We start from the raw sequence: 18,580 nt of genomic DNA, 5'->3' as shown, positions 1-18,580 counted from the left end.
CAGGTCCGGATTGGCGGCGATGGCGTCCCGCTCCAGACGGTCGAGGACAGGGTCGCCGAAGACCTGCCACCACTCGCCCCGGGCGGCGCTGTCGGCGGGTTCGGCGGGCTTCCAGTTGGTGTCGACCGGGGCCGCCTCCTTGAAGGCGGCCGGGGTGGCAATGCCCGGTTTGTCGTAGACGGGTGCCACCGAGCAGCCCGCCAGAAGCAGCAGGCTGGCCAGCAGACCAATGGCGGGGCGGGGCAGGGGAAGGGTTTGCAGCTTCATCGTCTTACTCCTGGCCGGCATGGGCATGGACGGGGGCCACCAGCGGCGCTTCGTGGGCGGCGGCCGAGTGGAGGGGGTGGCGCTTGTCCAGGGTACGCAGCAGCACGTAGAACACCGGCGTCAGGAACAGCCCGAACAGGGTCACGCCCAACATGCCGAAGAACACTGCGATGCCCATGGCGTGGCGCATCTCGGCGCCGGCGCCGGTGGAGGTGACCAGCGGCACCACGCCCATGATGAAGGCGATGGAGGTCATCAGGATGGGGCGCAGGCGCAGGCGGCTGGCGTCGATGGCGGCCTGCCGCGGGCTGTGGCCCTGCAGCTCCAGCTCCCGGGCGAACTCGACGATCAGGATGGCGTTCTTGCACGCCAGCCCCACCAGCACCATCAGCCCGATCTGGGTGAAGATGTTGTTGTCGCCCCCGGTTAGCCATACGCCGCTGAGGGCGGCGAGGATGCTCATGGGCACGATCAGGATCACTGCCAGGGGCAGGGTCAGGCTCTCGTACTGGGCGGCCAGCACCAGGAAGACCAGCAGCACGCTGATGGGAAAGACCCACACGCCGGCGTTGCCCGCCAGGATCTTCTGGTAGGTGAGGTCGGTCCATTCGAACTTCACGCCGCGGGGCAGGGTCTCGGCGGCGATGCGTTCGGCGGCCGCTTCGGCCTGGGCCGAGGAAAAGCCCGGCGCCGGGCCGCCGTTGATGTCGGCGGCGGTGAAGCCGTTGTAGCGCACCACCATCTCCGGGCCGTAGGTGGGCGTGACCCGCAGCAGGGAGCCCAGGGGCACCATCTCCCCATTGGCGTTGCGGGTCTTGAGGCGGCCGATGTCCTCCGGCTGGGCACGGAAGTCGGCATCGGCCTGGGCGCGCACCTGGTACACCCGGCCGAAGCGGTTGAAGTCATTCACGTACAGCGAGCCCAGGTAGATCTGCAGGGTGTCGAACACGTCGGTGACGGCCACGCCCTGCTGCTTGGCCTTGGTGCGGTCCAGGTCCACGTCCAGCTGGGGCACATTGATCTGGTAGCTGGAGAACATCGGGCCGAGCTCAGGCGCCTTGGCGGCAGCGGCCATGAAGGCCTTGGCAGCCTTGTCCAGTTCGGCGTAGCCGAGGCTGCCCCGGTCCTCGATCTGCATCTTGAAGCCGCCCACGGTACCCAGGCCCATCACCGGCGGCGGAGGGAAGACGGCGATGAAGGCCTCCTGGATGGCTGCGTACTGCTGGTTGAGGGCGCCGGCGATGGCCCCTGCCGACAGCTCGGGCGACTTGCGTTCGGCGAAGGGCTTGAGAGTCACGAAGACGATGCCGGCACTGGAGCTGTTGGTGAAGCCGTTGATGGACAGGCCGGGGAAGGCCACGGCGCTCTCCACGCCGGGTTGCTTGAGGGCGATATCGCCCATGCGGCGGATGACGGCCTCGGTACGGTCCAGGGAGGCGCCGGCCGGCAGTTGGGTGAAGCTCACCAGGTACTGCTTGTCCTGGGCCGGCACGAAGCCGCCGGGCACCAGGTAGGAGATGCCCACGGTCAGCCCGAGCAGCACGGCGTACACGCCCATGGCCGAGGCCTTGCGGTTGATGACACCGGTGACGCCGCGCCCGTAGCGCTCGCTGCTGCGATTGAAGAAGCGGTTGAAGCGGGCGAAGAAGCCGCCGAACCAGCGCTGCATCTGCACCGTGAGCCAGTCGGGGGGCGTGTCGTGGCCCTTGAGCAGCAGGGCGGCCAGGGCCGGCGACAGAGTCAGGGAGTTGAAGGCCGAGATCACCGTGGAGATGGCGATGGTCATGGCGAACTGCTTGTAGAACTGGCCGGTGAGGCCGGTCATGAAGGCCAGGGGAACGAACACCGCCACCAGCGTGAGGGCGATGGCGATGATCGGGCCGGACACTTCGCGCATGGCCCGGTAGGTGGCCTCCCGGGGCGACAGGCCGGCCTCGATGTTGCGCTCCACGTTCTCGACGACCACGATGGCGTCGTCCACCACGATGCCGATGGCCAGCACCATCCCGAACAGGGACAGGGCGTTGATGGAGTAGCCGAAACCCAGCATCAGCGAGAAGGTGCCGATGATGGACACCGGCACCGCCAGCAGCGGGATGATGGACGCGCGCCAGGTCTGCAGGAAGACGATCACCACCAGCACCACCAGGGCGATGGCCTCCAGCAGGGTGGTGATCACCGCCTTGATGCTGGCCCGCACGAACTGGGTCGGGTCATAGACGATGCTGTACTGCACCGAGGGCGGAAAGTCCTTGGCCAGTTCAGCCATGGTCTCGCGCACCTGCTCCGAAATGTTCAATGCGTTGGCGCCCGGCGTCTGGAAGATGGGGATGGCCACGGCGGGCTTGTTGTCGAGCAGGGCGCGCAGCCCGTATTCGGCGGCGGCCAGCTCGATGCGGGCCACGTCACCCAGGCGGGTGACGCCGCCATCGGGGGCGGTCTTGAGGATGATCCCGGCAAACTCGGCTTCGTCCTTCAGCCGGCCCTGGGCGTTGACGTTGAGCTGCAGGGGCGTGTGGCGGTCGTTGGGCGGCGCGCCGATCACGCCGGCGGCCACCTGCACGTTCTGCTCGCGGATGGCCTTCACCACCTCGCTGGCGGTGAGGCCGCGCTCGGCCACCTTGCCTGGGTCCAGCCACACCCGCATGGCGTAGTTGCCCGAGCCGAACAGGCCCACCTCGCCCACGCCCTTGATGCGCGCCAGGCGGTCCTTGACGTTAAGGACCGCGTAGTTGCGCAGGTAGGTCATGTCATAACGGTCGTCCGGCGAGGTGAGGTGTACCACCATGGTGATGGTGGGGGTGCTCTTGGCGGTGGTCACGCCCAGGCGCTGCACGTCCTCCGGCAGCCGCGGCAGGGCCTGGGAGACCCGGTTCTGCACTAGCTGCTGGGCCTTGTCCGGGTCGACGCCGAGCTGGAAATGCACGGTGAGGGTCAGGTTGCCGTCGCTGTTGGCCTGGCTCTGCATGTAGAGCATGTTCTCCACGCCGTTGATGCTCTCCTCCAGCGGCGCGGCCACGGTTTCGGCGATCACCTTGGGGTTGGCGCCGGGAAACTGGGCGCGCACCACCACCGAAGGCGGCACCACCTCCGGGTACTCGGCGATGGGCAACTGGAAGACCGACAGCAGGCCGGCGAGCAGGATCAGGACCGACAGCACCCCGGCAAAGATGGGGCGGTCGATGAAGAACTTGGAGATGTTCATGGGGCGGCCCTCAGATGCGCGTCTTCAGCGCACGGGGCTCTGCCACGGCGGCAACAGGGGCGCTGCCCTCCATGGCCACCGGGTGGGGCGTCACCGGATCGCCCGGGCGGACCCGCTGCAGGCCATTGACCACGATGCGCTCGCCCGGCTTGAGCCCGTCCTCGACGACGCGCAATCCTTCCTGCAGCTTGCCCAGCCGGACTTCCCGATAGGCCGTGCGGTTGCCTTCGCCCACCACCAGCACGAAGCGCTTGTCCTGGTCGGTGCCGACAGCCCGGTCGTCGATCAGCACAGCCTCCCGCGGGGTCTCGCTGCCCAGCCGGACGCGGGCATACAGACCGGGGACCAGGCGACCCTCCGGATTGTCGAAAATCGCCCGCACGCGGATGGTGCCGGAGGTGGTGTCGAGGCGGTTGTCCACCGAGTGGATGCGCCCCTGGGCGCTGTATCCGTCATTGTCGGCGAGGCCCAGATGGACGGGCAGGCTGGTGCCCTTGGCCGTGCGTGCCGGGTTCACCGATTTGAGGAAGGTCTGCTCATCCACGTCGAAGGCGGCGTAGATGCGGTCGGACGACACCAGGGTGGTCAGGGCCGGGCCGCCGGTCGTGCTCACCAGATTGCCGATGGTGACCTCGGCCCGGGACAGGCGTCCGTCGATGGGGGCCTTGATGGTGGTGTATTCCAGATTGAGGCGGGCGATGCGCAAGGCGGCGCGGGCCGCCTGTACGCCGGCCGTGGCATCCCGGGCGGCGTTCTGCTTCTCTTCCAGATCGCGGCGGGACACGGCATTGTCGGCGATCAGTCGTTCGGAGCGGGCCAGGTCGGAGGCAGTGTAGGCGACCCGCGATTCGGACGCGGCGAGCTGGGCTTCGGCCCGCGCCACTTCGGCGGCAAACGGGCGGGGGTCGATGGTAAACAGCACGTCACCCTTGCGTACGGCGGTGCCATCCCTGAAATGCACCTGGGTGAGGATGCCGGAGACCTGGGGGCGGATCTCGACCCGGTCCACCGCTTCGAGGCGGCCGGAGAACTCCGCCCATTCGGTGACGGTGCGGTGCACCACCTCGGCTGTGTCGACCTGGGTAGCCGGGGTCGTCTGGCTCACGGAAGGCGCCGCGCTGTCGGCATGGGCGGTGTAGGCGGCAATGCCGCCAGTGGTGATGACGAAGCCGGCCAGCACGGCCGCAACGATGAGCCGGCGGCGGGGGAGGGCGCGGGGGCTGGGAGTGTTCATGGTGTCCTCTCTGTTCTCTTGGAATCGGGGCCTCGGGCTGCGCCTTGGGGGTGGGGGCCTCTGTCCGTCGGGTATGGACGGTTCGGCGGGCGAGCGGGCAGCCTGGATCAGTGAATTGTGGTTGTTTGGTTTGGCGGGATAAATATCTATTCATTGACTTCACTATTCGGCATGGGCTAATAATTGATGAAGGGTTTCGTTTTGAAGCCTCAACGGAAAGGCGGGCAGATGGACAGGTTTCAGGCCATGAAGGTGTTCATGGGGGTGGCGGAGGCCAGCAGCTTTACCCGCGCGGCTGATAACTTGAGCCTGCCCCGGGCCACCGTGACGACCACAATCCAGGGGCTTGAGAACCTGCTCAAGGTGCGCCTGCTCAACCGCACCACGCGAAGCGTCAGCCTGACCGCCGACGGGGCGGCCTACTACGAGCGCTGCGTGCGCATCATGAAAGAGCTGGAAGAAACGGAAGCCGCCTTCCAGGATGCGGCCCGCCGACCGCGGGGCCGGCTGCGGGTGGACGTGGCCGGGCCCATCGGCCGGCACATCCTGATCCCCCGCCTGTGCCAGTTTCACGAGCGCTATCCGGACGTGGAGCTGGTGATCGGCATCGGGGACAGGCCGGTGGACCTGGTGCAGGAGGCCGTGGATTGCGTGATCCGGGCCGGCGAACTGGTGGACTCGACCCTGGTGGCGCGGCGCATCGGCAGCCTGAGCTTCGTGACTTGTGCCGCGCCTGCCTATCTCGAGCGCCATGGGGAACCCATGACCCTGAACGATCTCCAGCACCACCATGCGGTGCATTACTTTTCGAGCGTCAGTGGCCGCAATTTCGACTGGGACTTCATGGTGGACGGTGTCAGCGTTCCAGTCCGCATGAACGGGCGTGTGGCGGTGAACGATGCCGATGCTTACAACGCCTGCGGACTGCAAGGCTTCGGCCTGATTCAGCCCGCCCGCTTCATGGCGCTGCCCCACCTGGAGAGCGGGGCCTTGAAGGAGATTCTTTCCGCCTGGAAATCGCCGCCCTTGCCCATGTCCGTGCTCTATCCCCAGAACCGTCACCTGTCACCCAAGGTGCGGGCATTTGCCGACTGGGTGGCCGAGCTTTTCAGCCAGTGCCCGCTGCTCAATGGCAGCGATGGGGAGGGGGTGAGGGCGGGCGAATGCCGCTATCCCGAGCGTCCGTCCAGCTACACCGTGCGGGAGATGCTGGAGCAGGAGAACCAGCTCGCCGGGCTGGGTTAGGCCCGGCCGCGGGGCGGACGCTCAGCGGGGAAGGTACATCTTTGCCTTCACCAGCTTGTAGGTCCATGGCAGGCCGGCGTTCTTGCAGCCATTGGCGATGCGCTGGTCGGCCTGGATGTCGATGGCGATCTTGACCCTCACGCTCTGGCGTGCGTGATTTGCAGAACAATCTCGTCGAGCAGACCTTTGAGCGGTTTCTCGGCCGGAGTGGCATTGCGTTTGATGTAGTCGAAAATGCCTTTGACGTCAGATGCTCGTTTTTCATCCGCCTAGCTGATAACTTACTTTCCTTGCGACTTAAGCCGACTTTATGCTGTTTAAACCTAAGCTGTCGGAGACGTGCCATGACTGCTAAGCCCTGGGTCTCTGTGGATCAAATTGCTGAGCATCTGGGTGTCACGCGCGATTCCATCTACCGCTGGATCGACCGCAAGGGTCTGCCTGCGCACAGGGTTGGGCGGCTATGGAAATTTCAGGTTTCTGACGTCGATGAATGGGTGCGCGCCGGGGGCGCTGATGAGGCGGAAAAAGTTGGTGGTAAAGATGGCCGATATTCACACCCCAGCGCGCCGAACATCCCGAAGCTGGAGGTTGAGCAGGCGATTGACGCCGTTAGCCAGTTCCGCACTTTGGCGGGCAAGAAATGAGTGCGAGTAGCAAACTCATCCGCAACAGCACCGCCGAATTCCTGATTTTCACCGGTCAGGCGGGTGAAAAGAGCATTGAGGCACGCTACGAGGAGCAGACCGTCTGGCTTACCCAGAAACTGATGGCCGAACTGTTTGCCGTCGATGTGCGCACGGTCAGCGAGCACCTGAAAAATATCTTCGAATCCGGCGAGCTGGCGCGGGAGGCAACGCTCCGGAAATTCCGGACAGTTCAAACCGAGGGCAGCCGTGAGGTTGCGCGGAACGTCGATTTCTACAGCCTTGATGCCATCATCTCGGTGGGCTACCGAGTCAATTCGGTGCGTGCCACGCAGTTCCGCCAGTGGGCTACCGGCGTGCTGCGGGAGTTTGCGATCAAGGGCTTCGTGCTGGACAAGAAGCGGCTAGAGAACGGAGCCTTTCTGAATGAGGACTATTTTGAGCGCCTGCTTGCCGAGATTCGTGAGATCCGGCTTTCAGAACGCAAGTTCTACCAGAAGATCACCGACATCTATGCCACGGCAATGGACTACAACCGTGATGCTCCCACCACCAAAGCATTCTTCGCAAAGGTGCAGAACAAACTTCACTTTGCGATACATGGTCACACAGCGGCGGAGTTGATCGTCCGCCGCGCGGATTCCACTCAGCCTCACATGGGGCTGAGCAGTTGGGAGAAGGCACCGGACGGCAAGATTCTCAAGAACGACGTAGTGGTCGCAAAAAACTATCTGAGCCGTGAAGAAATGGAGTCCCTGGGCCGCATTGTCAATGCCTATCTTGACCTGGCCGAGGAACGGGCGCAGCGCATGATTCCCATGACCATGGAGGACTGGGCCAAGCGGCTGGATGCCTTCCTCGAGTTCACTGATCGCGACATTCTGCAAGACGCAGGGAAGGTCAGCGCCGAGATGGCCAAGGCGCATGCTGAGAGCGAGTTCGAAAAATACCGCATCGTCCAGGACCGGCTATTTGAGAGCGACTTTGACCGGGTGCTCAAACAAATCGAGGCCAGTGGTGATGGGTCCGAGCAAGCGCGCTAATCCGCAGAAATACGGACTCAAGGGTGCGATGGCCCTGCCAGGGGACGTTTCAGCGCGGAAAGTACATCTTCGCCTTCATCAGCTTGTAGGTCCACGGCAGGCCGGCATTCTTCCAGCCGTTGACGATGCGCTGGCCGGCTTTGGGTCCATCCTTGGCCGAGTCGCCCTCGAAGCCCTCGGCGATGCTATAGACGCGGGTGAAGCCGGCGTTGGCGAGCAGGTCGGCGGCGCGGGCGCTGCGGTCGCCGGAACGACAGATGAGGATGACCCGGTCGGTCTTGCCGAGGCCCTTTTCCTTGAGACGGATCTCGGCTTCCTGGATGAAGTCGCTGTTGGGCTCAAGCTGGTACATGTGGCGGCGCTCGTCCCAGTCGGTCATCATCTCCTGGTGTTCGACATAGGGCACCAGTGCATCGGCGGGGGTGGGCATGCCCACATACATTGCTTCGGCACGGGTGCGCACGTCGAGGAAGAGGGTCCGGGCCGGTTCCTTGCCGAGGATCTCGAAAGCCTCCTGGGGCGTCAAATAGAGCTGCAGGCGGGAGCGCTTGTAGTCGGGCAGCGTGCTGGCGTCCACGCCTTCGGCCAGGGCCGGGAGCGACAGGGAGAGACTGCTCAATGCCAGCAGTGCAGCCATCGCAAAATGTCTCATACTTCCTCCAGATGATTTGTTTGTGCCAACCCCTGTCGAGGCTGATCATGTATTCAAGAACGTTTTTCCTGCTGGCCGGTTTGCTTCTTGCCGGGCTGGCCCGGGCCGGTGATCCGGCGGTCGGCGAGAAGATGGTGAAGCAACATGCCTGCGCGACCTGCCATCAGCGTCTGGTGGGCGGTGATGGGTCGGCCCTGTACACCCGCAGCGACCGCAAGGTGACCAGCAAGGCCAAGCTCAGCGCTCAGGTCAGCTTTTGCAGTAGCCAGCTCAAGACCGGCTGGTTTCCCGAAGACGAAGAGCATGTGGTGGCATGGCTGAATCATCGCTATTACCACTTCAAGTGAAATGCCGCGGGGGGCTCATCGGGCCAGCCCCTGCATGACCCGATTCTCCAGATAGCCGCCATACAGCCCGACGCTGTCGCCGCCCAGCAGGGCATCGGCCCGGGGCTGACCATGGGCATCCAGGAAGAGTACGGTCGGCGCGAACTTCACCTTGTAGCGACGCGCCAGGTCGGTGTGGGCGATCCTGTCGCCGTTGAAGTCGGTCAGCAGGCGCGGGCTGCTGATGCTCACCTCGCGGATGCGTACCCGCCCCCGAAAGCGCGGGTCGTCAATCAAGGCAGGGAGGTAGGCATCCCTGACGGCTACGCAATAGGGGCAGTCGGGCAGGCTGAAGAGGACCACGTAGAGCAGATCCGCCCGGTTGCCACCGGCCTCGTGCAGGCTGGATTCCAGGGGGCCGCGGGCATGCACGCCGACGCCCCCCGCCAGCAGCAGGCCGGCAAGGAGGGCCAGGCGCGCGAGCAGCTTCATGGGCTTATCGAGCGAGGGATTCGCGTTCCAGGGTCAGGTAGCTGCCGTAGGCATTGATGCGGTTGGCGGCCTCGAAGGCGGGCACCTTGCTGAAGCGGCTCCAATCGGTGCGGGCATACGCCTCTTCAAAGGGCACCATCTCTTCCACCGCCTTGCCCATCTGTTCGCGCAGGTAGAGCAGGTAGTCGCGGGTCAGTTTGAGGTCGGCCGCGGCGTCAGTCGAGTGCCTGCCGTGACCCGTGACCAGCACCTTCGGCTTGAGCGCAGCCAGGGTGTCGATGGCAGCCAGCCAGCGTTTGCTGTCGGCATTGCCGACGAAGGGGATGCGGCCGGCAAACAGGATGTCGCCACAGAACACCACGCCGTCCTCCTCCACCGTCAGCACCAGGTCTTCGGGGGCGTGGGCCGGGCCGAGAATGTCGATGCGAAAGTGCAGGCCACCCTCTTCGAAGCGGGTGCCGCCGGTGAGCCAGCGGTCGGCCTGGATGAGGCGGGTGTTTTCATCCACCCAGGGGAACAGGTCTTTCTGGCGCTGGGCAAGGCGGGCCGCGGCTTCACCGCTGCCAAAGTACTCCTTGCCGGCCTCATGGGCCCACACTTCGGCGCCCACCGCCTTGAAGGCCGCGAGGCCATAGAAATGATCGGCGTGGTAATGGGTCAGGATGACCCGTTTCACGGGCTTGCTGCTGAGCTTGCGGATGGCGGCGAGAAGGGCATCGCCCAGGGGCGGGGTGCCGAGGGCGTCGATGACGATGACGCTATCCCGGGTGATGACGAAACCAGCATTGCTGTTGAAGCCCTGATTGGCTCCCGAAGCCATGCCGGAGTCGCCAAGAACATACCAGGCGTGCTCGGAGACGCGAATGGGCTGCAGGGCCTGGGCAAGTGCATCGCCCGCCTGTGCCAGCGAAAGCAGCAGGGTGGCGGCGAGGGCGACGATGGCGTGCAGCCGGGAGGGGAGAGAGGGTCTGCTGCGGGCCATCGTCGTCTTCCTCAAGCCATGCCGGGGTTGCCTGCCATGCCCTTCAGGGTCGGCAGATTGAGCGGACGGGCGCGGACCACTTTCTGTCCCTTGAGGTAGCGGGCCACCAGATCCCACACGGCTTCGCCGCCGGCTTTGGCGGCGTCTTCCGATACGGGTGCCCAGCCGGCGACCTTGTAGGTCTTGCCGGCCTCCAGCAGCTTGCCACCCAGGCGCATGTCGGAGATGCGGCCGCCCATGCGACCCATCGGGTCGCAGGCGTACTCAAGCCCGCCGACCCGCACCATGTCGCCGCCCTGCTGGTAGTAGGGGTCGGGGTTGAAGAGGTTGTCGCAGACGTCTTCGAGCACGGTCTTGATCTGCTCGCCGGTCATCATCGTCACCGTGGTCCAGGGGTAGGTGATGGCGGTCTGGTCGAGCAGATGTTCCATGCGGATGGTGTCGCCGGGCAGCAGGCTGGTGCCCCAGCGGAAGCCGGGGGAGAAGGCGATTTCGGCGTTCTTTTCGGCCAGCAGGGCGTCGAGGATGAGCTGATCCCAGGAGCCGTTGAAGTTGCCCCGGCGGTACAGCAGGCCTTCGCTGACGGCGAGCTTCTCGGCCAGCTTGCCCTCGTAGGGGGCGCGCATCTTCTTGATGAGCGCGTCCATGGCCGGGTCGGCGGGGATCAGGTTGGCGAACACCGGCAGCAGCTTGTAGCGGAAGTCGGTGACCTTGCCGCTCTTCACCTCCAGGTCGAGCACGCCCAGGTATTTACCGTTGGAGCCGGCATTGGTGACCAGGGTCTGGCCGCCGGCGTTTTTGACGATCACGGGGGCGGGCACGCCGTCGTGGGTGTGGCCGCCCAGGATGGCGTCCACACCGCGCACCCGGCTGGCCATCTTCAGGTCCACGTCCATGCCGTTGTGGGACAGCACCACCACGGCCTGGGCGCCGGCGGCGCGGGCCTCGTCCACCACCTTCTGCAGGTTGTCGTCCTGGATGCCGTAGCTCCAGTTGGGCACCTGCCAGCGGGGGTTGGCGATGGGCGTGTAGGGGAAGGCCTGGCCGATGATGGCCACTGCCACGCCGTTGATGTTGCGGATCACGTAGGGCTTGAACACCGGGTCGCCGAAGTCGGCGGTCTTGATGTTCTGGGCAACGATGTCCACGGTGCCCTTGAAGTCCTTCTCCTCGATCTCCTTGACCCGGGCCTCGCCATAGGTGGCTTCCCAGTGCAGGGTCATCACGTCCACGGTGAGGGCCTTGCAGGCGTCCACCATGTCCTGGGCGTTGGTCCACAGGGCCAGGCCGGAGCCCTGCCAGGTGTCACCGCCGTCGAGAAGCAGGGCACCCGGGCGGCTGGCCTTGAGCTGCTTGACGAGGGTGGCCAGGTGGGCGAAGCCGCCGACCTTGCCGTAGGTTTTGGCAGCCTTGACGAAATCCAGGTAGGTGAAGGCGTGGGCCTCCGGCGTGCCGGGGCGGATGCCGAAGTGGCGCAGCAGCTTGTCGCCCACCAGGTGCGGCACCTGGCCGGCCATGGGGCCGACACCCAGGTTGACGTCCGGTTCGCGGAAATGGATGGGCAGCAACTGGGCATGACAGTCGGTCATGTGCAGCAGGCTGACGTTGCCGAAGCGCGGCAGGTCGTACATCCGAGTGGCGGCCTTGGCCGCTTCGGAGGGGTTGCTGTGGAGGCTGAGGCCGCCGGCCGCGGCGACGGCCAGCACCTGGAGGAAATCCCGGCGGTTCATGGACATGCGTTGGGCTCCGTTGTCAGTCTTTGTTCACGGGCGATTCGGGATCGACCAGGAAGGCGACGATGTGGGTGATCTGCTCCGGTGTCAGCCAGTTGTGCAGCCCGAAGCGGGGCATGTTGGTGCACGCGGTGAAGGCGTTGGAGTTGTAGATCTTGTCGTAGGTGTATTTGATGATCTGCTCGGAGTTGCCCCGCAGCTTGCCGAAGTGCTGGAGGCTGGGGCCGATGGTTCCGTAGGCCACTTCCTTCTTGGCGAGCTGGTGGCAGGCGTAGCAGTTGCCGCCGCGGACCCGGCCCGGGGGGTCGGGCTGGATGAAGCCGATATGACCGCCTGTACCCACGGCGGCAAGCTTCTCGCCTTCCTTCCAGTCACCGATGAGCTTGCCGTCGACCGGGTAGCGGACACTGGCCATCTCGGCCTTCTCGATTTTCTGGCGGATCCGGGGGGGAGGGTTGTCCTTGTACTGGCTGCACAGGCGCATGGTGTCATCCTGGTCGAGCCGTTTCATCCAGTAGCTCGGGTTGTCTTCGCGGAACGAGCTACGGAAGATCTGCTCGGCCTGGGCCGCAATGTCGCCAGCGGGCTTGCTCTGGGCCAGGGACGGGAAGGGGGCAAAGGTGATCAGCGCGAGGGCGATCAGGCGATAGTTCATGGTCGCTCTCCGTTCAGCGCTTGATGCCGGGGGTTTGCATGACGGTGCCGCTGGCGGTCTTCTGCAGATACACCTGCAGGGCGATCACCGAGTCGGACAGGTACTTGGGCTCGGGCCAGCGGGCCTGGCGCATGCAGTCGATCAGGCGCCGCTGCATGGTCCACACAGCGCCCTGGGAGACCCGGTAGGAGGGCCAGGTGGACATGGCGACGCCCGCGCCAGCCTGGGTGGTGAGATTGCCCAGATCCTGCAGGCGGATGCGCTTGTCGTTCTGGCCGTGACAGATGGAGCAGGAGAAGTCCTGCGGGCCGCTGCGGCGGTAGAAGATGTACTCGCCCACCTTGGCCATGCGGGCTTCTTCGGGATGACGTGCCGGCACGTCAATCTTCATGCCGTTGGATTTGGCGCCGATGTAGGTGACCAGCGCTTCGATGTCGGATTCCTTGCCCGGGCGGGAGAACCACTGCCGGGTGACGTCCTCCTCCTTGAAGCCCTGGAGGCTGACCATGCAATGAACGAGGCGGGACTCCACGTCCATCACCTTCCGGGTGTCGGGGAAATAGCGGGGCAGTTGGGCGTAGGCGCCGTCGAGTTTGCCTGGGCCGAGACCCATGTCGCATTGCTCAAGGCTGGCGTTTTTCGGGCCACGGGCCTTCTTCCACAGGGCCTCTCCCTTCAGCTCGAACAGTTCGGCGGGGTTGCCGTCAGCCAGCATCTCCCGGTACTTGGCGATCTCGTCCATGGTCGAGTCCTGGGCCAGTGCCGAGCCGGCCAGAACCAGTGCGGTCGTCGCAAGGACGGCCTGCAGTCTTGCGCGCATCGATCTTCCTCCTTCGTGGGGTATGAAATGCCGCCTCGGGGCGGTCTGATGATGGGGCTGCATCTGCGATGCGCCACCGTCGCCACCGGCCGGATCGGCCGTGGCGACGGAGATTGCGGATCAGTTGATGGCGACCTCGTCGGTGCGCTTGTCGCCCTTGTTGTCCACCCAGCTTACGGCCAGCTTGTCGCCCTTGGCGCCGCCCTTGAACTTGAAGGCCAGGTAGGGGTTCTTGGACACGGCGGTGCCGAACTGGGCCGCCAGCACCTGCTTGCCGTTGTGCTCGGCCGACAGCTCGGTGATGAAATGGGCCGGGACCAGGTTGCCGGAGGAGTCCTTGCGTTGCCCGGTTTCCATCTCGTGGCTCATCAGCACCTTCACTTCGGTGATGCCGTCTTTCGCGCTGGCGCGAATCTTCATGGGATCTGCCATTTTCTATTCCTTTTCCGAATCGGGTTCTTGCCGGGCTCAGCCGCCGCAGCCGCCGAGGGTGACCTTGATTTCCTTCTTGGTCATGATGAACTTGCCGCCCACCTTGACGACGGCGATGACGTCGGAGGTCTGGCCCATCTTGACCCGGGTTTGCACCGAGGCTTCGGTGCCGGCCGGCAGCATGAAGCTGGCCGCCAGCGGGTTGGGGTTCTTCTCGATGAGGAGGGCGATGGCCTCAACGCCGGCCAGGGCCGACACCACCCCCACCGGCACCACGGCGCCGTTCTCGGCGATGTCTGGGGCGGTGATCTGGATGTCGGTGGAGTTCTGGGCGCCGGTGGCGCCGAGGGCCTTGAGGGTTTCCTCGATGGTCTTGGCGTCGAAGGCCGACTTGTTCCATTCGGCGCGGGCCTGGCTGGGGGTGATCAGGCCGGCGGCGGCCAGCAGGCCGAACAGGCCCAGCCCGCCACCCGCCTTGAGTGCTTCACGGCGTTGCATGTTCATGTGTCTCTCTCCTAGGTTGATCGGCATTTACTGGGCCTTGGCGCCCGACAGAATCCATTTGACGAGGCTGCGGATGTCCCCATCCTTGAGATGGCCCTGGGGCGGCATGGGGATTGCGCCCCAGACGCCCTGACCGCCGGCCTTGACCTTGGCGACGAGCTTCGCCTCGGCATCGGCCTGCCCCTTGTACTTGGCCACCACCTCGTTGTAGCCGGGGCCGACGATCTTGTTGGCCACACCGTGACAGGCCATGCAGCCGCTGTCATTGGCGAGCTTGGCGGCCGCGGCGTTCTCGCTCAGGGGGGCTGGGGCTGCGGCGACGGTGACCGCCTTGCCACTGGTGTCCTTACCCCGCACCGGGCCTACCGCGCGGTTCTGCTCGGCCAGGTTGCCGTGGGCGGTTTCCGCATAGACCGGCAGCAACGAGGCCACCTTCACCTCGGTCTTGCAGTTGCTCATGCAGGCCGTGTTCTTCACGTCGGGCTTGCCGCCATTGCCGATGCCTCCCTTTGATGCAGGGGCGCCCGGCCACATGCCGTGGTCGGTGCTCATGCCGTTGCGGTTGGGCATGCGCGCCTGGGCCTCGGCGATGTTCTTCTCGTTCAGTACGAAGTCGGCGGGCACGATTTCCGCCAGGTTGAGCAGATAGGCCACCAGCCCGTACACCTCGTCGTTGCTCAGGGACTTGGGCGCGGTGAGGGGCATGGCCCGGTTGATGTAGTCGAACAGGGTGGAAACCGTGGCGACCTTCATGATGGCGCTGCGTTGGGGGGCGTCGCCCTTGACCAGGGACAGCACGTGGCCTGTCTTGATGTCATCCTTGGTGGTGCCGCCGATCAGCGGGGTGTGCACCTCGTTGGACTCGCCAAAGCTGCCGTGGCAGGAGGCACATTTGGCCTCCCATACTTCCTGGCCCTGGTCCACGCTGCCACTGCCCGGGCGCAGGCCCTTGAAGTCGGGGCGAACATCAATATCCCAGGCATGGATTTCGGCCCGGGTGGCCGGACGCCCGACACCACTGTACTTTCCGTCGGCCAAGGCAGTACCACCTGCGAGGGTGGCGAAGGCCAGCACCAGTGCACCGCTCAGAGAGGCCTTAGAGAACCTGGACATTGCTCACCTCCCCGCCTTCGGTCACCTTCCAGGACTGGATGGCGTTGTTGTGATAGATCGACTTGCTGCCGCGGACCGCCCGTAGCTGGCCGTAGCCGGGCTGTACGTAGCCGGTTTCGTCCATGGCCCGGGACTGGAGGATGGCGGGTTTGCCGTCCCACACCCAGTCGATGTTGAAGCGGGTCAGGCACTTGGAGTTGACCGGGCCTTCGATGCGGGCCGGGCGCCAGTTGATGCCGCCATCGGTCGAGACATCCACGCGCTTGATCTTGCCGCGCCCGGACCAGGCCAGCCCGGAGATGTTGTAGAAGCCCTTGTCGAGGAGGATCTGGCCACCCGACGGGGTGGTGATCACCGACTTGCATTCCTGCACCGAGGTGTATTGACGGTGCTGGCCGTCGGGCATGAGGTCGATGTAGTGGATGGCCTCGTCCTTGGTGGCCCAGGGCTTGTCGCCCACCTCGATGCGACGCAGCCACTTGACCCAGCTGACACCCTGGACGCCGGGTACGACGAGGCGCAGGGGGTAGCCGTTTTCGGGGCGGAGCATTTCACCGTTCTGGCCGTAGGCGACGAGGACTTCGTCGGACTGAACCAGTTCGATGGGGATGGTGCGGGTCATCGACGAGCCGTCGGCGCCTTCGGCAAGGACGTACTTCGCCTTCTTCCAGTCGATACCGCAGTCTTCGAGGATCAGCCGCAGGGGAACGCCGGTGAACTCTGAGCAGGACAGCATGCCGTGGCTGTACTGCACGGTGGGCACGGCCACGTTGCCCCACTCCATGCCGGTGTTGGCGCCGCACTCGATAAAGTGCATGCGTGACACCGGTGGCAGGCGCAGGATGTCATCCACCGTGTAGACCTTGGGCTGCTTCAAGAAGCCGTCGTCGGTGCCATGCACCATCAGGCGGTGCTTTGAAGGGTCGATGTCCACCCAGCCCTGGTGATGGCGTTCGAAGTGCAGGCCGGAGGGGGTGATGATGCCGAACAGCCCTTGCAGGGGCGCGAATGACACCGATACCTGGGGCATCCGGGTCAGCCCCGGGGACTCGCGGCGCTGCAGCCCTTTTTCGTACTGGGACGGCAGGCCGTAGGGGCGCGCCGCGACCGGCTGGCCGAGGCTGGTGGTCCAGGCGGGCAGGGTGAGGATGTTGGGATCCCCGTCGGCCGCCCGGGCTGCAGTACCACCGGCGAGGGTGGCGGAGGCGGTGAGCAGGGCGTTGCGCAGAAAGTCGCGTCGGCCTTCCTTGACCGCGAGGATGTCCGTCTCGGTCAGAAAGTTCTCGGGCGCGGGACGTACCCGGCCCCTCTGGGTTGGCTGGTCGGCCATGAATTGTCTCTCCCTCAGTCTCCAGATGTCGGAATCGCGGGAGGAATCGTCTGTGCGTGCCGTCGACCGGTCTCGCCCCCCTTGATCTAAAACAATTTATAACCATACACTAATATCGTCAATTGCTAATATTGTTGCGATGCAATACGACATGGATCAAATAGGCCGCGTTTCGACGGCCATGGCGGCTTGCTGCGGCAGGTTGCTGCGGAGAACAATACGCAGTGCAAACTGATCGCTTACCGCTTCGGCGGAATCAAGGAGGAGAGACAATGAAGCTGCTTCGATGGACTTTGGCCGTGGGGCTGATCGGTGCGATGGGTGCCGTGCACGCCGAAGAAAAAGCCGACCCCAACCTGGCCCGTAATCTGGCCGCCACCTGCGCCAACTGCCACGGTACGGACGGCAAGGCGGTTGCCGGTTCCGGTGCCGAGGCCTTGGCGGGTACCGACAAGGCCAAGCTCATGCAGAAACTGATGGATTTCCGCTCGGGCGCCAAGCCGGCGACGATCATGCATCAGATCTCCAAGGGCTATACCGAGGCACAACTCGAGCTGGTGGCGGCTTACTTCGCCGCCCGCAAGTGAAGGGGCGCAGCATGTGGAATCGACGTGAGTTTCTGAAGGGCGCCGCATTGGCTGGTGGCGTGGTGGCATTACCGGGCCTGTCCGGCTGTGCGATGGGATCGAAAGCCCGCGGCCATGTGGTCGTGGTAGGGGGCGGCTTTGGCGGCGCCACCGTTGCCAAATACCTGCGCATGTGGAGCCAGATGGGGGTGGATGTGACCCTCGTGGAGCGCAATCCCCAGTTCATCTCCTGCCCGATTTCCAATCTGGTGATCGGTGGCGACAAGCAGATGGCCGACATCACCATGAGCTATGACGGCCTGCGCAACACCTGGGGCGTGAAGGTGCTGCAGGACACCGTGACGGCGGTGGATGCCGGTGCCCGCAAGGTCACGCTGGCGTCCGGAGGTGTGCTCTCCTACGACCGGCTCGTACTCTCTCCGGGTATCGAGTTCATGTATGACCAGGTGCCGGGGCTGGAGACCGAGGCTGCCCGCGACACCGTGCTGCATGCCTGGAAAGCGGGTGCCCAGACGGTGGCCCTGCGCAAGCAGCTCGAGGACATGAAGGATGGTGGGGTGTATGCGTTGAGCATTCCCAAGGCGCCGTATCGTTGCCCGCCGGGGCCCTATGAGCGAGCCTGCCTGGTGGCCAACTACCTGCAGAAGACCAAGCCGAAGTCCAAGGTGCTGGTGCTGGATGCAAACGAGGAGATCACCTCCAAGAAGGGGCTGTTTACCAAGGCCTTCGAGAAGTACAAGGGTATTCTCGAATACCGCCCGAACAGCGAACTGCGCGAGGTCGACGCTGCCAGCCGGACGGCGGTGCTGGAGTTCGACAAGGTCAAGGCGGATGTGCTCAACGTGGTGCCGCCCCAGCGTGCTGGCGACATCGCCGCGAAGTCGGGCATCAAGCTGATCAACAACCGCTGGGTGGATATCGACTGGCTGAGCTTCGAGTCGGTGAATACCCCGGGGGTGCATGTGATCGGCGATGCCATCTTCCCGGCACCCACCATGCCCAAGTCGGGCCACATGGCCAACCAGCATGCCAAGGTGACGGCCGCCGCCATCATCAATCTGTTGGCGGGCGAGGCGCCCAGTTCGACCCCTCTGGTGATGAATACCTGCTACAGCTTCGTGGATTCAAAGAACGTGATCCACGTTTCTTCGGTTCATCTCTATGATGCGGCGAAGAAGACGGTGATGCCGGTGCAGGGTGCGGGGGGCGTGTCGGCTGCGGCCAATGAGCTGGAGGGCAAGTACGCGCTGTCCTGGGCCCGCAACATCTGGGCCGACATGCTGGTGTGAGCCCCATCCGTGCCGGCGACACTC

General features: G+C 64.7%; 17 protein-coding genes and 2 pseudogenes. 6 read left to right on the top strand and 13 right to left on the bottom strand.

Translation table 11 applies throughout. From position 1 onward, the window contains the following. From J0L98_RS13150 to J0L98_RS13140, 3 genes and pseudogenes are all read right to left on the bottom strand, one after another. Window positions 1-267 (bottom strand): annotated as a pseudogene (locus J0L98_RS13150) (RND transporter); the annotation flags it as partial. A gap of 4 nt (window positions 268-271) precedes the next feature. Continuing rightward, the gene (locus tag J0L98_RS13145; protein WP_296412226.1) at window positions 272-3,472 is read right to left on the bottom strand and encodes a multidrug efflux RND transporter permease subunit; all 3,201 of its coding nucleotides are present in this window, start codon (window positions 3,470-3,472) and stop codon (window positions 272-274) included. A 10-nt stretch (window positions 3,473-3,482) separates the two neighbouring features. Continuing rightward, window positions 3,483-4,706, bottom strand: a complete 1,224-nt coding sequence (locus J0L98_RS13140) for an efflux RND transporter periplasmic adaptor subunit (protein WP_296412225.1) — start codon at window positions 4,704-4,706, stop codon at window positions 3,483-3,485. Between the two features lie 228 nt (window positions 4,707-4,934). On the opposite strand from J0L98_RS13140, the gene J0L98_RS13135 reads away from it, so the two are divergent. The 3 genes and pseudogenes from J0L98_RS13135 (at window position 4,935) to J0L98_RS13125 (ending at window position 7,641) form a co-directional block, all read left to right on the top strand. Further along, on the top strand, window positions 4,935-5,951 hold the full coding sequence (locus J0L98_RS13135; protein ID WP_296412224.1) for a LysR family transcriptional regulator: 1,017 nt from the start codon (window positions 4,935-4,937) through the stop codon (window positions 5,949-5,951). 344 nt (window positions 5,952-6,295) lie between these two features. Continuing rightward, window positions 6,296-6,472, top strand: a pseudogene (locus J0L98_RS21610) (helix-turn-helix domain-containing protein); the annotation flags it as partial. Between the two features lie 248 nt (window positions 6,473-6,720). Next, the gene (locus tag J0L98_RS13125) at window positions 6,721-7,641 is read left to right on the top strand and encodes a virulence RhuM family protein (protein ID WP_296412222.1); all 921 of its coding nucleotides are present in this window, start codon (window positions 6,721-6,723) and stop codon (window positions 7,639-7,641) included. Window positions 7,642-7,690: 49 nt separating this feature from the next. On the opposite strand, the gene J0L98_RS13120 is transcribed toward J0L98_RS13125, so the two are convergent. Continuing rightward, window positions 7,691-8,278, bottom strand: a complete 588-nt coding sequence (locus J0L98_RS13120; RefSeq protein ID WP_296412221.1) for a rhodanese-like domain-containing protein — start codon at window positions 8,276-8,278, stop codon at window positions 7,691-7,693. A gap of 62 nt (window positions 8,279-8,340) precedes the next feature. Between J0L98_RS13120 and J0L98_RS13115 the strand changes: the two genes are divergently transcribed. Next, a complete protein-coding gene (locus tag J0L98_RS13115; RefSeq protein WP_296412220.1) occupies window positions 8,341-8,640 on the top strand; it encodes a cytochrome c in 300 nt (99 codons plus the stop codon). A gap of 15 nt (window positions 8,641-8,655) precedes the next feature. Here J0L98_RS13115 and J0L98_RS13110 read toward each other — a convergent pair whose 3' ends face one another. From J0L98_RS13110 to soxC, 9 genes are all read right to left on the bottom strand, one after another. Further along, the gene (locus J0L98_RS13110; RefSeq protein WP_296412219.1) at window positions 8,656-9,111 is read right to left on the bottom strand and encodes a thioredoxin fold domain-containing protein; all 456 of its coding nucleotides are present in this window, start codon (window positions 9,109-9,111) and stop codon (window positions 8,656-8,658) included. A gap of 4 nt (window positions 9,112-9,115) precedes the next feature. Further along, window positions 9,116-10,093, bottom strand: coding sequence for an MBL fold metallo-hydrolase (locus J0L98_RS13105; protein ID WP_296412218.1), 978 nt, complete (start codon window positions 10,091-10,093; stop codon window positions 9,116-9,118). Between the two features lie 11 nt (window positions 10,094-10,104). Then, complete coding sequence (gene soxB / locus J0L98_RS13100) at window positions 10,105-11,829, bottom strand: thiosulfohydrolase SoxB (protein WP_296412217.1); 1,725 nt, start codon at window positions 11,827-11,829, stop codon at window positions 10,105-10,107. Between the two features lie 16 nt (window positions 11,830-11,845). Next, window positions 11,846-12,481, bottom strand: a complete 636-nt coding sequence (gene soxX / locus J0L98_RS13095; protein ID WP_296412216.1) for a sulfur oxidation c-type cytochrome SoxX — start codon at window positions 12,479-12,481, stop codon at window positions 11,846-11,848. A gap of 13 nt (window positions 12,482-12,494) precedes the next feature. Next, the gene (gene soxA, locus J0L98_RS13090; RefSeq protein ID WP_296412215.1) at window positions 12,495-13,301 is read right to left on the bottom strand and encodes a sulfur oxidation c-type cytochrome SoxA; all 807 of its coding nucleotides are present in this window, start codon (window positions 13,299-13,301) and stop codon (window positions 12,495-12,497) included. Between the two features lie 120 nt (window positions 13,302-13,421). Further along, window positions 13,422-13,733, bottom strand: a complete 312-nt coding sequence (gene soxZ / locus J0L98_RS13085; protein ID WP_296412214.1) for a thiosulfate oxidation carrier complex protein SoxZ — start codon at window positions 13,731-13,733, stop codon at window positions 13,422-13,424. A 36-nt stretch (window positions 13,734-13,769) separates the two neighbouring features. Then, on the bottom strand, window positions 13,770-14,237 hold the full coding sequence (gene soxY / locus J0L98_RS13080; RefSeq protein WP_296412213.1) for a thiosulfate oxidation carrier protein SoxY: 468 nt from the start codon (window positions 14,235-14,237) through the stop codon (window positions 13,770-13,772). Window positions 14,238-14,264: 27 nt separating this feature from the next. Further along, a complete protein-coding gene (locus tag J0L98_RS13075) occupies window positions 14,265-15,350 on the bottom strand; it encodes a c-type cytochrome (protein WP_296412212.1) in 1,086 nt (361 codons plus the stop codon). Continuing rightward, complete coding sequence (gene soxC / locus J0L98_RS13070) at window positions 15,334-16,680, bottom strand: sulfite dehydrogenase (protein ID WP_296412211.1); 1,347 nt, start codon at window positions 16,678-16,680, stop codon at window positions 15,334-15,336. Before soxC ends, J0L98_RS13075 begins: the two co-directional genes overlap by 17 nt. Before the next feature lie 272 nt (window positions 16,681-16,952). Here soxC and J0L98_RS13065 point away from each other — a divergent pair, with 272 nt between their 5' ends. Together J0L98_RS13065 and J0L98_RS13060 are read left to right on the top strand one after the other, a co-directional pair. Continuing rightward, complete coding sequence (locus tag J0L98_RS13065) at window positions 16,953-17,267, top strand: cytochrome C (protein WP_296404904.1); 315 nt, start codon at window positions 16,953-16,955, stop codon at window positions 17,265-17,267. 11 nt (window positions 17,268-17,278) lie between these two features. Next, on the top strand, window positions 17,279-18,556 hold the full coding sequence (locus J0L98_RS13060; protein ID WP_296412210.1) for an FCSD flavin-binding domain-containing protein: 1,278 nt from the start codon (window positions 17,279-17,281) through the stop codon (window positions 18,554-18,556). The last annotated feature ends 24 nt before the right edge of the window (window positions 18,557-18,580 follow it).

The sequence above is a fragment of the Zoogloea sp. genome, from assembly GCF_017302315.1.
Classification (GTDB): Bacteria; Pseudomonadota; Gammaproteobacteria; order Burkholderiales; family Rhodocyclaceae; genus Zoogloea.
Note: the sequence above shows the minus strand (reverse complement) of the source record. Positions and strands in the feature narration are given on the sequence as shown.

Bases quoted from the DNA above. Each gene is read 5' to 3' on its own strand.
- soxX (WP_296412216.1), bottom strand. From the start codon at position 12,481: ATGAACTATCGCCTGATCGCCCTCGCGCTGATCACCTTTGCCCCCTTC.
- J0L98_RS13105 (WP_296412218.1), bottom strand. From the start codon at position 10,093: ATGGCCCGCAGCAGACCCTCTCTCCCCTCCCGGCTGCACGCCATCGTC.
- J0L98_RS13140 (WP_296412225.1), bottom strand. From the start codon at position 4,706: ATGAACACTCCCAGCCCCCGCGCCCTCCCCCGCCGCCGGCTCATCGTT.
- soxY (WP_296412213.1), bottom strand. From the start codon at position 14,237: ATGAACATGCAACGCCGTGAAGCACTCAAGGCGGGTGGCGGGCTGGGC.
- J0L98_RS13060 (WP_296412210.1), top strand. From the start codon at position 17,279: ATGTGGAATCGACGTGAGTTTCTGAAGGGCGCCGCATTGGCTGGTGGC.
- J0L98_RS13135 (WP_296412224.1), top strand. From the start codon at position 4,935: ATGGACAGGTTTCAGGCCATGAAGGTGTTCATGGGGGTGGCGGAGGCC.
- soxZ (WP_296412214.1), bottom strand. From the start codon at position 13,733: ATGGCAGATCCCATGAAGATTCGCGCCAGCGCGAAAGACGGCATCACC.
- J0L98_RS13110 (WP_296412219.1), bottom strand. From the start codon at position 9,111: ATGAAGCTGCTCGCGCGCCTGGCCCTCCTTGCCGGCCTGCTGCTGGCG.
- J0L98_RS13125 (WP_296412222.1), top strand. From the start codon at position 6,721: ATGGCCGAACTGTTTGCCGTCGATGTGCGCACGGTCAGCGAGCACCTG.
- soxA (WP_296412215.1), bottom strand. From the start codon at position 13,301: ATGCGCGCAAGACTGCAGGCCGTCCTTGCGACGACCGCACTGGTTCTG.
- J0L98_RS13145 (WP_296412226.1), bottom strand. From the start codon at position 3,472: ATGAACATCTCCAAGTTCTTCATCGACCGCCCCATCTTTGCCGGGGTG.
- soxC (WP_296412211.1), bottom strand. From the start codon at position 16,680: ATGGCCGACCAGCCAACCCAGAGGGGCCGGGTACGTCCCGCGCCCGAG.
- J0L98_RS13115 (WP_296412220.1), top strand. From the start codon at position 8,341: ATGTATTCAAGAACGTTTTTCCTGCTGGCCGGTTTGCTTCTTGCCGGG.
- J0L98_RS13075 (WP_296412212.1), bottom strand. From the start codon at position 15,350: ATGTCCAGGTTCTCTAAGGCCTCTCTGAGCGGTGCACTGGTGCTGGCC.
- soxB (WP_296412217.1), bottom strand. From the start codon at position 11,829: ATGTCCATGAACCGCCGGGATTTCCTCCAGGTGCTGGCCGTCGCCGCG.
- J0L98_RS13120 (WP_296412221.1), bottom strand. From the start codon at position 8,278: ATGGCTGCACTGCTGGCATTGAGCAGTCTCTCCCTGTCGCTCCCGGCC.
- J0L98_RS13065 (WP_296404904.1), top strand. From the start codon at position 16,953: ATGAAGCTGCTTCGATGGACTTTGGCCGTGGGGCTGATCGGTGCGATG.